Raw genomic sequence first — 12,283 nt, 5'->3', positions numbered from 1 at the left:
GGCGGTGAAACGCAAGCGGGGCGGCTGGGCGCGGGCCGCCTCCTTAGCTTCCCTCTCCCAAAGGGAGAGGGCTTGAGCGCCTGAGAGCGTAGCGATCAGTCTTGCGCGAAAGGGTGAGGGGTGGGCGGCCAACAGGAAAGGGCGCACCCCTCACCCTTTCGGCTAAACCAATCGCTTCGCTCTTGGAGCCTCAAGCCCTCTCCCTCTGGGAGAGGGCAGCTGTCAAGCGATCACCACCAGCTCCGGCCACCGCGCCAGCGCGCGCTCCACGACACGTTCCCAATCCTTCGCCAGCGGGCGGTTGGGATTGGGCCGCAGGGTCAGGGCAAAGGCGTCATCCAAACCGAACGGTGCGGCGATCGTCAGGCGATAGTCCGCCTCCAGCCGCACGCCGACCGCGAACGCCGGCGCCACGAACCGCTCCAGCGCCTCGGCGGTCGTGGCGATCGGCGGATAGGGTTCGCCGAACTTGGCGGGAAACCAGATCGGCACCCGCGCCTGGTTCCGCACCTCGACGCGCTCGCGAAGCGGCGACTCGAACGCGTCCGCGACGCGCCGGATCACCGCGTCCTCGGCGTCCCAGCTGGTGTCCGGGTCGAAATAGCCGACGTCGAAGTCGCGCACGCCATAGCCGGGGGCGCGGCCCGTCACCGCGTTCCACACCGACTGGTAGATGCTGCCCGAAAAGATCAACCAGTCCGGCAAGTGCAGGCCCCGCACGGTCCTGAGCACCATCATCAGATCGGGGTCGTTGCGGACGATGGCGTCCAGCTGCTGCTCAAGCGAAATGTCGCCTTTCAACGATCTGCCCCGTCACAACGCAAAAACCGCTCATCCCGGCGGAAGCCGGGACCCAGTCCGAGCGGCGCTGTGCGGGTGGCTCTGGAGATCGGAAAGGCGCGGCGCGTGAAGTTCTCACTGGATCCCGGCTTCCGCCGGGATGAGCGGTACAGTGAGCCCGCCAAACCGAGCTCAGGCTCGAAGGTAGATCCTCGCCCGCCTGCCCGATCACGCATCTTCCAGCATCACCACGCCCGGCGCCGTCTTCAGGGCGCCGCGCAGGGCGCCGTCCAGGCGGTAGCGGCCGGGCAGCTTCAGCTCCACCTCGCGGCGGCCGTCCAGCGAGGCGATGACCGACACCTCACCGCCCTTCCCTTCCGCCCGGGCCCGGTCCAGCCGTGTCTTCAGCGCCTCGGCCTCGAAGCCGTTGGCCGAGACGTGAACGCGCAGGCCCGCCACGGCGTTCTCGATCACCGCGTCCAGCCGCTGGGCCTCGTCGCCGAAGAAGCGCACCTCGCCGTCGGCCGATTTGGCGCGGACCCGCAGCAGGATGGAGGCGCCGGGCTCCAGCACCTCGCGGCACCGGCGCAGGCTTTCGGGCGGGAACAGGCATTCGAACTCGCCCGTCGGATCGGAGAAGGTGACGAAGGCGAACTTCTCGCCGCTCTTCTGGCTGGCGCGTTCCTGCTTGCGGCGCACGACGCCGACCATGTTGAAGGCCTCGTGGCCGCTCTCGGCCAGGGCCGTGGCCTCGGCGACGAAGGTCACGCGCTTGCGCTTCAGCACGGGGACCAGGTCCTCCAGCGGGTGGCCGGACAGATAGAAGCCGACCGCCGCCAGTTCGTGATCCAGCTTCTCAGGACCGATCCAGGGATCGACCGGCGACAGCCGGGGCCGCGCCGCGTGGGCCTGATCGGCGCCGAACAGGCTGACCTGGCTGGACGCACGGTCGGCCGCCACGCTCTGGCAATAGGCCATCAGGGCGTCTGCCTGTTCCATCAGCTGGTGCCGGTTCGGATGGATGCTGTCGAAGGCGCCCGCCTTGGCCAGCCCCTCCAGCGCGCGCTTGTTGACGCAGCGCGGATCGACGCGCTCCAGGAAGTCGAAGATGTCGGTAAAGCGCCCGCCTTGCTCGCGCACCTCGACCACGTGGCGCATGGCCTCCAGGCCCACATTGCGGATGGCGCCCAAGGCGTAGAGGACCACGCCCTCGCCGTCGGTCCATTCCACATCGAAGTCGGCCGAGGAGCGGTTCACGTCCGGCGGAATGACCTTCACCTCGAACCGCCGTGCGTCCTGGTAGAAGACCGCCAGCTTGTCGGTGTTGGACAGGTCCAGGCTCATGGACGCGGCCATGAACTCCACCGGGTGCGTGGCCTTCAGCCAGCCGGTCTGGAACGAGATCAGCGCATAGGCGGCCGCGTGTGACTTGTTGAAACCATAGCCGGCGAATTTGGCCACCAGGTCGAAGATGCCGCCCGACTGCGCCTCGGCCACGCCCTTCTCGGACGCGCCCTTGATGAAGCGCGCCCGCTGGAAGTCCATCTCCTCCTTCTTCTTCTTGCCCATGGCGCGGCGGAGAAGGTCGGCCTCGCCCAGCGAATAGCCGGCCAGGATCTGGGCGATCTTCATCACCTGTTCCTGGTAGATGATGACGCCGTAGGTCTCAGTCAGCACCTCGGTCAGGGTCGGGTGCAGATAGTCGACCTCGGCCCGACCGAATTTGCGGTCGATATAGGTGTCGATCATCTCCATCGGCCCGGGGCGATAGAGGGAGATCAGGGCGGTGATCTCCTCGATGGAGCCGCAGCGCATCTTGCGCAGCGTGTCGCGCATGCCCTGGGATTCCAGCTGGAATACGCCGACCGTCTGGCCCGAGGCCATCAACTCGTAGGTGGTCTTGTCCTCCAGCGGCAGGGTGTTCCAGTCGGGCGCCGCGCCGCGCCGTTTCAGATAGCCGTGGGCGCGGTCCAGCACCGTCAGCGTCTTCAGGCCCAGGAAGTCGAACTTCACCAGCCCCGCCGGCTCGACCCACTTCATGTTGAACTGGGTGGCGGGAATGGTCGAGCGCGGGTCCTTGTACAGCGGCGTCAGCTCGACCAGCGGCCGGTCGCCGATGACGATGCCGGCGGCGTGGGTCGAGGCGTTGCGGTACAGCCCCTCCAGCTCCAGCGCCGTGTCCAGCAGGGTCTCGACCGACTTTTCGTTGTCCCGCGCCTCGCGCAGGCGGGGCTCCAGCTCGATCGCCTGGGCCAGGGTCACCGGGTTGGCGGGGTTGGCCGGCACCATCTTGGCCAGCCGGTCCACCTGGCCCAGCGGCATCTGCAGCACCCGGCCGACGTCGCGCAGCACGGCCCGCGCCTGCAGGGTGCCGAAGGTGATGATCTGCGCCACCCGGTCCGCGCCGTAGCGCTGCTGGACGTAGCTGATGACCTCTTCGCGTCGCTCCTGGCAGAAATCGATGTCGAAGTCGGGCATGGAGACCCGTTCGGGGTTCAGGAACCGCTCGAACAGCAGGCCGAACCGCAAGGGGTCCAGATCGGTGATGGTCAGCGACCAGGCGACCAGCGACCCGGCGCCCGAGCCCCGGCCCGGCCCCACGGGAATCCCGTGCGACTTGGCCCATTTGATGAAGTCCGACACGATCAGGAAGTAGCCGGGGAAGCCCATCTGCTGGATGATGGACACCTCCCATTCGAGGCGTTTCCAGTAGTCTTCCTCGGGCGCGGCCGGCGTCACCTGGGCCAAGCGGACCTTCAGCCCCTCGCGCGCCTGGTGCGCCAGTTCATCGTCTTCCGATCGGCCCGCGCCAGTGTCGAAGCGCGGCAGGATCGGCGCGCGCGTCTGCACCAGGAAGGCGCAGCGCCGGGCGATGTCCAGGGTGTTGTCACAAGCCTCGGGCAGGTCCGCGAACAATGTCCGCATATCCGCCGCCGGCTTGAACCAGTGCTGATCCGTAACGCGGCGCCGATCCTCCTGACCGGTGAAGGCGCCGTCGGCGATGCATAGCAGGGCGTCGTGCGAGCGCGCCTGCGCCGCCTTGGCGTAATAGACGTCGTTGGTGGCGACCAGGGGCGTGTCGTTGGCATAGGCCCATTCGACCAGACCGGGCTCGGCCTGCGCCTCCTCTGGCCGGCCATGCCGTTGCAGCTCGACATAGAAGCGATCGCCGAAGACCGCCTTCATGGTGGCCAGCGCCTGGTTCGCGTCGCCTGGCTTGCTCTGGGCGAACAGGGGGTCGACAGGTCCGTCCGGTCCCCCGGACAGCAGGATCAGCCCCTCCGACCGCTCGGCCACGCGGGACCATTCGACGACCGGCTCTCCGGCCTCGTCGCTTTCCAGATAGGCCGCGGACGACAGGGCGCAGAGATTCAGCCAGCCGGCTTCATTCTGCGCGATCAGCACCACGGTGGACGGCCGGGCCCAGCGCGGGGCCAGCCGGCCGCCGATGCCGGTCACCGGCAGGGCGCAGGCGATGATGGGTTGGACGCCGGCGTCACGCGCGGCCTGGCTGAACTCCAGCGCGCCGAACAGATTGCCGCGATCCGCCACCCCCACGGCCGGCATGCCGTGATCGGCCGCCATCTTGCCGACCTTGCCCGCCTTGATCGCGCCTTCCAGCAGCGAATAGGCGGACCGCACCCGCAAATGGATGAAGCCGGTCCGGGCGTTTGCGTCTGCGTCGGCGATGGCCTGCGTCTCCTCCGCAGGCCGGTAGCGACTCATCGCGCCAGCAACGCCGCCTGCCAGACCATCCAGACAAAGCCGCCGCACGATGCAAGCGACAGCATTTCACGAGCCCAACGCGCCATGGCCTTATCCCCAGAAGCTGTGTTCTGCCTTCGTTCTATGTTCCGTTTTCGTTCGCGTCAAGCGGCCCTTGATGCCGGCGCTTTGCGGTCGTCTAATGCGTTCGATCTCTGTGGGAGGAGACCTATGATCATACGCAGCACGGCGACGGCGATTTGCCTGATCGCCTCGATGACGGCCGGCTCAGCCATGGCTCAGGGCGCCAGCCAGTGGGCCAAGGTCGGCGAGCTGGGCGACCGCGTCACCTATATCGACCTGGGCTCAGTGCGCGGTTCCAGCGCCGACAACGCCGCCGTCACCATCTCGGTATCGAAGGCGAACACTGACATCGCCGGCGAGCAGACGCGCTGGAGCTTCAACTGCCGGGCGCGCACCTATCACGCGACCGGCTATCGCGACGTCGAGGCGGACCTGACGATGGGCGAGTTCGACGCCTCAACCGAACCGCCCGAACCGATCGTCGAGGGCTCGATGGTCGGCGCGATCGCCCAGTCGGTCTGCGACGGCGCCGAGTCCGACAACGTCTATCCCTCCCTGGCCGAAGCCATCGCCGCCGCACGGGCGAATTAGGTCGGGCGTACGCGAGCCGGACGCCAGGCCGCCGGGAAGCCGGGCCGCCGGGAAGCCGGGAAGCCGGGCCTCTAGTAGGCCTGGCTTTCGGCCGGACGCTCTTCCAGGTGGCCGTCGCGGATGGCGAACACCCGGTCCATGTGACCGGCCAGCTCCATGTTGTGGGTGGCGATCAGGGCGGCGACGCCCGTCTGTTTGACCACGTCGTGCAGCGCCTCGAACACCTGCTGGCTGGTGGCGGGGTCCAGGTTGCCGGTCGGTTCGTCCGCCAGCAGCAGGCGCGGCCTGTTGGCCAGGGCCCGCGCCACGGCGACGCGCTGACGCTCGCCGCCCGACAGCTGTGACGGCTGGTGCGTCAGCCGGTCGGCCAGGCCCAGCGCCGTCAGCAGCTCGTCCGCCCGCGCCCGCGCAGCCGCCGGCGTCTGACCCGCGATCCGCAGCGGCAGGGCCACGTTGTCGCGCGCGTCGAACTCCGGCAGCAGGTGGTGGAACTGATAGACGAAGCCTATGCGGCCCAGGCGGATGCGCGTGCGCACGCCCTCCGGCAGGGCGCCGACATCTTCGCCCTCGATCCGCACCTCGCCCGCGGTCGGCCGCTCCAACAGACCGGCGGCGTGCAGCAGGCTGGACTTGCCCGAACCCGACGGTCCGATAAGGCCGACGATCTCGCCCGGCCGCACATCCAGGTCGATGCCCTTCAGCACGGTCAGTCCGCCGGTGGCGGTGTCATAGGTGCGGGTCAGGCCACGCACCGAAAGGACGGGCACACTACTCATAACGAAGCGCCTCGACCGGATCGAGCTTGGCGGCCTGCCACGACGGGATCAGACCGGCCACGCAGCTCATGAAGAAGGACCAGACGGCGACCCAGAAGACGTCCGCCGGATCGACCAGCGCCGGAACGGCGTCCAGCATGTAGACGTCCGCGTTGAACAGCTCGGTCTGGAAAACGAACTCCAGGAAATGCTGGATCGGCCCGATGTTCAGGCAGAACAGCAGCCCCAGGATCAGGCCCGTCAGCGTGCCCAGCACACCTATGGTGGCGCCGGCGATGAAGAAGATCCGCAGCATCGACCCCTGGCTGGCCCCGACGGTCCTCAGGATGGCGATGTCGCGCGTCTTGTTCTTCACCAGCATGACGATGCCGGAGATGATGTTCAGGGCGGCGATGGCGACGACCAGGCCCAGGATGATGCTCATGGCCACCCGCTCGACCTTCAGCGCGCCCCAGAAGGCGGCGAGGCGATCACGCCAGTCGACGACCAGCGAGCCCGGTCCTGCGGCCTGACGCACGGGTTCGAGATACTCTCCGACGCGATCGGGCTCGGCGACCTTCATCTCGATCACGTCCCACATCCCCTCCTTCCCAAAGAACAGCTGCGCCTGTTCCAGCGGCATGAAGATGAAGGCGCGGTCGTAATCGGCGGTGCCGGACGAATAGAGGCCGACGACCCTATAGGTCTTCTCCAGCCCGCCCAGATTGCCGAAGGCGCTGTCGGCGCCCGACGGCGAATACAGGGTGATAGGGTCACCGACCCGCAGGCCCAATTGCACCGCCAGCGCGTTGCCGATCAGGATGCCGTCGCCGCCGTAGGCGCCTTGACCAAACGCGGCGCGCGCTTGCGGCGTCAGGCTGTCCCAGACGAACTTGGTGTCCCGAAGATCGGCTGGCCGAACGCCGCGCACGATGCCGCCCGACGTCTGTCCGGCCGCGCGGAAGATCGACTGCGTCTCGATCAGCGGCGACACGCTGATGACCCCCGGCACAGCGCGAATGCGCGACAGCGCCTGCTCGCGGTCGGCGGCGTTCAGCACCGGCCCCTGCACATACATATGCCCGTTGAAGGACAGCATCCGGTCCAGCAGCTCGGCGCGGAAGCCCGCCATGATGCTCATCACCGTGATCAGCGCCATCACCGCCAGGGCAATGGCTACGTAGCTGATGATGGCGATCAGGGCGATGCCGCCCTCCTTCCGCTTGGCGCGCAGATAGCGCAGCGCCAGGCCGAACTCCCAGGCGGCGAAGGGTCCGGCGGGCTTCATGTCCCGCAACGTATCGTCGGTCATCCCAGCAACTTCGTCAGGGCGGCGTCCAGCGGCAGGCTGTCCTTCTCGCCGGTGGCGCGGCGCTTCAGCTCGACCACGCCGTCCGCCAGACCCTTGGGCCCGATGGTCAGCTGCCACGGCACGCCGATCAGATCGGCGGTGGCGAACTTGCCGCCAGGCCGTTCGTCGGTGTCGTCATAGAGGACGTCCAGACCAGCCGCTTCCAGCCGCGTCACCGCCTCCTCGCACGCGACCGACACGGCCTCGTCGTTGGGCCGCAGGTTGATGACCACCACGTCGAACGGCGCCACCGCGTCGGGCCAGATGATGCCGCCCGCGTCATGGCTGGCCTCGATAATGGCGCCCAGCAGGCGGGACACGCCGACGCCATAGCTGCCCATGTGGACGTGGGTGTCGACGCCGTCCGGCCCCGCCACCTTGGCCTTCATCGGCTCGGAGTATTTGGTGCCGAAATAGAAGATGTGCCCGACCTCGATGCCGCGCGCCGACAGGCGGTCGCCTTTGGCCGTCTCGGCTTCGAACCGGGCCGCGTCATGCATTTCCTCGGTGGCGGCATAGAGGGCCGTGCGCTCGTCGAACACGGCCTGCACCGCCTCGGCGCTGAAGTCGCCGCCGGGCGCCGGCATCTCGACCAGCTTGCGGTCGCAGAAGACCTCGCTCTCGCCGGTGTCCGCCAGGACGATGAACTCGTGGCTCAGGTCGCCGCCGATGGGGCCGGTGTCGGCGCGCATCGGCACCGCCTTCAGGCCCATGCGGGCGAAGGTGTTCAGATAGGCGACGAACATGCGGTTGTAGGCCACCCGCGCCGAGTCCTCGTCCAGATCGAACGAATAGGCGTCCTTCATCAGAAATTCGCGCCCGCGCATGACCCCAAAGCGCGGCCGGCGCTCGTCGCGGAACTTCCACTGAATGTGGAACAGGTTCAGCGGCAGCTGTTTGTAGCTCTTCACGAAGCCCCGGAAGATGTCGGTGATCATCTCCTCGTTGGTGGGCCCGTACAGCAGCTCGCGCTCATGCCGGTCGGTGATGCGCAGCATCTCGGGGCCATAGGCGTCGTACCGCCCCGATTCGCGCCACAGGTCGGCCAGTTGCAGCGTCGGCATCAACAGCTCGACCGCCCCTGCCCGCTCCTGCTCCTCGCGCACGATCGTCTCAATCTTGCGCAGCACACGCAGACCCAGCGGCAGCCAGGCATAGATGCCCGCGGCCTCCTGCTTGATCAGACCGGCGCGCAGCATCAGCTGGTGCGACACGATCTGGGCGTCCGACGGCGCCTCTTTCAGCGTGGGCAGGAAATAGCGCGACAGGCGCATGGGCGTCTCGACGTTGCAGCGGGCCACTGCTTTAGCCGGGGCAGCGGGGCGAAAGCTAGGCGGCGCCGAAAGATCGAGATTACTCCCTCTCCCAGAGGGAGAGGGCTTGAGGCTCCAAGAGCGAAGCGACTGGCCAAGCCGAAAGGGTGAGGGGTAGGCGGTACACAGGACAGGGCAGTCCCCTCACCCTTTCGCGCAAGTCTGCTCGCCTTTGGCTCCCAGGCGCTCAAGCCCTCTGCCTGTGGGAGAGAGGGCGCACTACGCGCGCTGCGCCGACCATCCCGGCGCAGCCCATCCCGCCAAGCCCTTGATCCGCCTCAACCGCCGCAGTCCAGACTTGCCTCCAACGCGCCGTGGTCCGCACCCCGTTTAAGCTCCCGCCCGAACCGGTCTTTGACATGGCCAAAAGCAAACGCCGCCCGCGCTCAACGACCTGCACCTAGGGGACGGTTCGGACGGATCGGACGGGTCGGACGGATCGGACGCATTGGACGGATCGGACGCATTGGACGCTCCGCACGCGGTTTTTTCAGGGGCGCTCCAACACGCCCGTCCCCGCCGGGTCGATCCGGAGAAAGCGCGCCGCATTATCGTACAGGAACTTGCGCTTCTGCTCTTCCGTCAGACCCGGCGCCGCCCGCACCCGCGCGATGGCCGCGCCCACCAGCTCGGGCCACACCATCTGGTCCGTTCCGTACAGGATGCGGTCCTCGAACCCGGCGTCGACGAAGGCCTGAATATACGGCCACACCTCCCGGTCGCCGTAGCCGGCGGTCAGGAAGCCGAACTCGGCATAGACCTGCGGATGCGCCGCCATCAGGGCCAGCATCCGCTCCTTGAACGGATAGCCGGCGTGAACCACGAACACCCGCAGTCGCGGGTGCGCCACCAGGATCTCTTCAAGCTGCAAAGGATCGGACAGCGCAGCGCGATACTCGGGCGAGCCGAAATAGGTGATCCCCGGCGGCCCCGGCCCCATGTGGATCCCGACCGGGATGTCCAGTTCCTCGGCCAGGGCCCAGTATGGCTCCGTGCGCGGATCGGTCGGCGCGATGCCGTTGTACTGCAGGCTCAACTCCGACAGGGCGATCAGCTTGCCCGCCGCGTGGCGTGCTCTCAGCACCTCAACAGACGGCAACCGCTCGGGCGAACCGCCGCCGATGGCGGGCATCAGCCGCGTCGGCTCGTCCTGCAGCCACCGATCGACATAGGCGGGAGGCCCGCCTGCGACGGCGTAGACGTTGTTGGCCCTCAGCTGCTCGATCGTGCGGGTGCGCAGGTCGTCATCGGTCGTCGCCGACAAGAATCTGACCGGACAGTCCGGATCGCCGAACATTGACGCCATATAGCCCGCCAGACGCGGCCCGCCGGCTCCCGGATCCATCGGCTTCCAGCTCGGAAACGGCGCACAGACGTAGGAGGGCGGCCCCTGCCCTTCCGCGCCGTAAGCGTGGATGTGCATGTCGATGACCGGCTGCGGCGTCTGCGCCCACGCGCCGCCCGCCAGCGACAGCGTCAGGCTCAAGCCGGCGAGAAGGCGCATGCGAAGCTCCAGCGAACAACGCACTCTGACCGCCGATCAGCGTCGCCCGCAAGAGGGATCAGGCGTTGGAGCCCGCCAGGCTGGGCAGCGGCAGCCAGCCCGTGACGATCAGCACCATGATGAAGACCCAGACGATGGCGGACACCCAGGTCGTGGTGATGAACTTCTTCTTCAAATTGGGGTTCTTCGGCGCGCCCCATTGCGATCCGTCCGTCGGCGGCTCGTGCGTTTCCTTCGCCGTGCCCAGCGGCAGGACGGCGAACAGAACGGTCCACCAGACCGTGATGTAGATGGCCAGCATGGTCAGGGGGCCGATAGGCATCAGTGCGCTCCGACTTTCGGCGTTTCCATCAGTTCGACCAGCACCCCGCCCATGTCCTTGGGATGGGCGAAGATCACCGGCGTGCCGTGCGCGCCGATGCGCGGCTCGCCGGTCCCCAGGATGGTCGCGCCCCTGGCCCGCAAATCGTCGCGCGCGGCCAGAATGTCGGCAACCTCGAAACACACGTGGTGCTGGCCGCCCCTGGGGTTCTTGGCCAGGAAACCATGCAGCGGGCTGTCCTCGCCCAGCGGCTCGACCAGTTCGATCTGGGCGTTGGGCAGCTCGACGAAACAGACCCGCACCCCCTGCGGCGGCAGATCGAACGGCGTCCCGATCTTCGCGGCGCCCAGCACGTCGCGATACAGCGCGATGCTGGTCTCGATGGAGGGCGTGGCGACGCCGACGTGGTTCAACCGACCGATCATGCCGCCGCCTTAGCCCCCTTCTCCCGAGCCGCCTAGAGGCGGCGGCGCGACCTAACAGCCTTCTGCGCGTGCGGGCAGACCCGCCAGTTGGCGCAGGCTCCAGGCCGGCGGGCCCTGGGTGGTGGCCTCGACGATGCGCAGGCGGCCGTCCGGTTGGCGACAGACGGTCCAGGTGTTCTGCATCGCCTGTCCCATGTTGGTGAAGCGCGTCACCACAACGCCGCCGGTCGGCCCGCCGGCGATCTCCTCGACCTGCAGGTTCTCGGCCGCGCCGTCCTGGCCGTCGATGCGGTAGTCGAAGTCGACGACCGCGCCGTCCTCGGTCGGTGTCAGCGGAGTGACGAACTCCTCCGTGAAGAAGCGCCGGATGGTCGCCGGCTCCACCGGAATGGTCTCTTCGGCGTAGAGGGCGCGAATGAGGTCCTCGGGGGTCTGGAAGTCGCCCGCCGGCGCCCCGGCGATTGCCGGCGCCTCGGACGGGGCGGACACCGGCTCTGCGGGCGGCTGCTCAGGCTGGCAGGCGGCCAGCAGGATGGCGGCGAGAACGGGCGTCAGGCGCTGGATCGACATGCGCCGATCCTACCGGATGCAGCGGCCGCGCACTACGGGCACGTCGCGCCCATGCCGGGGGCCCGCAACGCCAGCAGGGTCGAGCTGCGCGTCTTCGGCGACATCAGGCCGGCGCCTTCTAGGATGCAGCCGACCACGGTGTTGGAGTTGGGCGCGAACAGACCATAAGCAGCGTCCTGCGCCTCGAGATTGTGCCGCGCGGCCTCCAGCCGTGTCGGAGCATCGGCGACCATCGCTGGATCACGGCTGACGATCGTCATCTCGTGCAGCGCCTCGCCTGAACTGGGGAAGTCGTAGGCTGTGTCGTTGAAAGGCGTCAGCCGCGCCGTCAGTTGCTGCCGGTCGCCGACGGGATTGGTGAATTTGCCTTCCTGACTAGCCGAAAAGGCGATCGCCTCGCCCTGCGCCGGCACCACCAGGATATAGGCGTGGCGCGGAAACAGCAGATACTGCGCCAGCCACTTGGTCACCCAGACCATCGGCGGATCGTCGGGCCCCAGAGCATGCGCGCCGACATAGACGCCGGGCGGCATCACGCGACTGTCGATCCGGCCGTTCACCGCCTGCATCCGGTCGATCATCACCTGATCCAGCAGGAAGGTGCCGCCCTCTGACGCCCGCTCGAAATGCGCGCGAATATCAGCGGCGGTCGGATTGGGGCCGACCTCCCCGCCATGCACCAGACGAAAAGCCGTGTCGGAGGTGGAGCGCCCGTCGGTGGTGCTAAACCACAGCACCCCCAGCTCATGCGCCGTGCGCGAAGCCGGGTCCTCGCCCCGGAAGGTGGACAGGCTGAGGGTCAGATTGACCACGGCGAACAGGGCCACGAACCCTGCCGCGCCCTGTCCCGCGATCACGGCCCACTTGCGCCATCCCGACACCC

At 67.8% G+C, this 12,283-nt stretch carries 11 protein-coding genes; 1 reads left to right on the top strand and 10 read right to left on the bottom strand.

Translation table 11 applies throughout. From position 1 onward, the window contains the following. Positions 1 to 222 precede the first annotated feature (222 nt). Together ASG17_RS08000 and dnaE are read right to left on the bottom strand one after the other, a co-directional pair. Positions 223 to 738 carry a nucleotidyltransferase family protein gene (locus ASG17_RS08000; protein ID WP_056103279.1) on the bottom strand — a complete coding sequence of 172 codons (516 nt, stop codon included), beginning with the start codon at positions 736 to 738 and terminating at the stop codon, positions 223 to 225. A gap of 270 nt (positions 739 to 1,008) precedes the next feature. Continuing rightward, positions 1,009 to 4,506, bottom strand: a complete 3,498-nt coding sequence (dnaE, locus tag ASG17_RS07995; protein ID WP_156367775.1) for a DNA polymerase III subunit alpha — start codon at positions 4,504 to 4,506, stop codon at positions 1,009 to 1,011. 210 nt (positions 4,507 to 4,716) lie between these two features. On the opposite strand from dnaE, the gene ASG17_RS07990 reads away from it, so the two are divergent. Beyond that, positions 4,717 to 5,160: a hypothetical protein gene (locus ASG17_RS07990; protein ID WP_056101528.1), complete on the top strand. Its 444-nt coding sequence runs from the start codon at positions 4,717 to 4,719 to the stop codon at positions 5,158 to 5,160. A gap of 71 nt (positions 5,161 to 5,231) precedes the next feature. Here the strand turns inward: ASG17_RS07990 and ASG17_RS07985 are convergent, their stop codons facing one another. From ASG17_RS07985 to ASG17_RS07950, 8 genes are all read right to left on the bottom strand, one after another. Next, entirely contained in the window at positions 5,232 to 5,936 is a 705-nt protein-coding gene (locus tag ASG17_RS07985; RefSeq protein WP_056101526.1) for an ABC transporter ATP-binding protein, read from the bottom strand. Beyond that, a complete protein-coding gene (locus ASG17_RS07980) occupies positions 5,929 to 7,227 on the bottom strand; it encodes a lipoprotein-releasing ABC transporter permease subunit (RefSeq protein ID WP_082496156.1) in 1,299 nt (432 codons plus the stop codon). Before ASG17_RS07980 ends, ASG17_RS07985 begins: the two co-directional genes overlap by 8 nt. Continuing rightward, positions 7,224 to 8,540, bottom strand: a complete 1,317-nt coding sequence (gene proS, locus ASG17_RS07975; protein ID WP_056103270.1) for a proline--tRNA ligase — start codon at positions 8,538 to 8,540, stop codon at positions 7,224 to 7,226. Before proS ends, ASG17_RS07980 begins: the two co-directional genes overlap by 4 nt. Before the next feature lie 529 nt (positions 8,541 to 9,069). After that, the gene (locus ASG17_RS07970) at positions 9,070 to 10,083 is read right to left on the bottom strand and encodes an amidohydrolase family protein (RefSeq protein WP_056101524.1); all 1,014 of its coding nucleotides are present in this window, start codon (positions 10,081 to 10,083) and stop codon (positions 9,070 to 9,072) included. A gap of 58 nt (positions 10,084 to 10,141) precedes the next feature. After that, positions 10,142 to 10,405 (bottom strand): DUF1467 family protein, encoded by a 264-nt coding sequence (locus tag ASG17_RS07965; protein ID WP_082496155.1) that lies wholly within the window; start codon positions 10,403 to 10,405, stop codon positions 10,142 to 10,144. Continuing rightward, positions 10,405 to 10,830: a methylmalonyl-CoA epimerase gene (gene mce, locus ASG17_RS07960; protein ID WP_056101521.1), complete on the bottom strand. Its 426-nt coding sequence runs from the start codon at positions 10,828 to 10,830 to the stop codon at positions 10,405 to 10,407. The genes ASG17_RS07965 and mce overlap by 1 nt, the downstream gene beginning before the upstream one ends. Before the next feature lie 51 nt (positions 10,831 to 10,881). Then, positions 10,882 to 11,400, bottom strand: a complete 519-nt coding sequence (locus tag ASG17_RS07955) for a hypothetical protein (protein WP_056101519.1) — start codon at positions 11,398 to 11,400, stop codon at positions 10,882 to 10,884. Positions 11,401 to 11,432: 32 nt separating this feature from the next. Beyond that, positions 11,433 to 12,257, bottom strand: a complete 825-nt coding sequence (locus ASG17_RS07950; protein WP_235560381.1) for a hypothetical protein — start codon at positions 12,255 to 12,257, stop codon at positions 11,433 to 11,435. Between the last annotated feature and the right edge of the window lie 26 nt (positions 12,258 to 12,283).

The sequence above is a fragment of the Brevundimonas sp. Leaf363 genome, assembly GCF_001424025.1.
In the GTDB taxonomy this organism is placed as follows: Bacteria; Pseudomonadota; Alphaproteobacteria; order Caulobacterales; family Caulobacteraceae; genus Brevundimonas.
The sequence above is the reverse complement of the archived record's forward strand: the minus strand, read 5'-3'. Positions and strand labels throughout refer to the sequence as shown.

What these genes read in the sequence shown, in the direction of transcription:
- ASG17_RS08000 (WP_056103279.1), bottom strand. Translation starts at nt 738, where the DNA reads ATGATGGTGCTCAGGACCGTGCGGGGCCTGCACTTGCCGGACTGGTTG.
- dnaE (WP_156367775.1), bottom strand. Translation starts at nt 4,506, where the DNA reads ATGAGTCGCTACCGGCCTGCGGAGGAGACGCAGGCCATCGCCGACGCA.
- ASG17_RS07990 (WP_056101528.1), top strand. Translation starts at nt 4,717, where the DNA reads ATGATCATACGCAGCACGGCGACGGCGATTTGCCTGATCGCCTCGATG.
- ASG17_RS07985 (WP_056101526.1), bottom strand. Translation starts at nt 5,936, where the DNA reads ATGAGTAGTGTGCCCGTCCTTTCGGTGCGTGGCCTGACCCGCACCTAT.
- ASG17_RS07980 (WP_082496156.1), bottom strand. Translation starts at nt 7,227, where the DNA reads ATGACCGACGATACGTTGCGGGACATGAAGCCCGCCGGACCCTTCGCC.
- proS (WP_056103270.1), bottom strand. Translation starts at nt 8,540, where the DNA reads ATGCGCCTGTCGCGCTATTTCCTGCCCACGCTGAAAGAGGCGCCGTCG.
- ASG17_RS07970 (WP_056101524.1), bottom strand. Translation starts at nt 10,083, where the DNA reads ATGCGCCTTCTCGCCGGCTTGAGCCTGACGCTGTCGCTGGCGGGCGGC.
- ASG17_RS07965 (WP_082496155.1), bottom strand. Translation starts at nt 10,405, where the DNA reads ATGCCTATCGGCCCCCTGACCATGCTGGCCATCTACATCACGGTCTGG.
- mce (WP_056101521.1), bottom strand. Translation starts at nt 10,830, where the DNA reads ATGATCGGTCGGTTGAACCACGTCGGCGTCGCCACGCCCTCCATCGAG.
- ASG17_RS07955 (WP_056101519.1), bottom strand. Translation starts at nt 11,400, where the DNA reads ATGTCGATCCAGCGCCTGACGCCCGTTCTCGCCGCCATCCTGCTGGCC.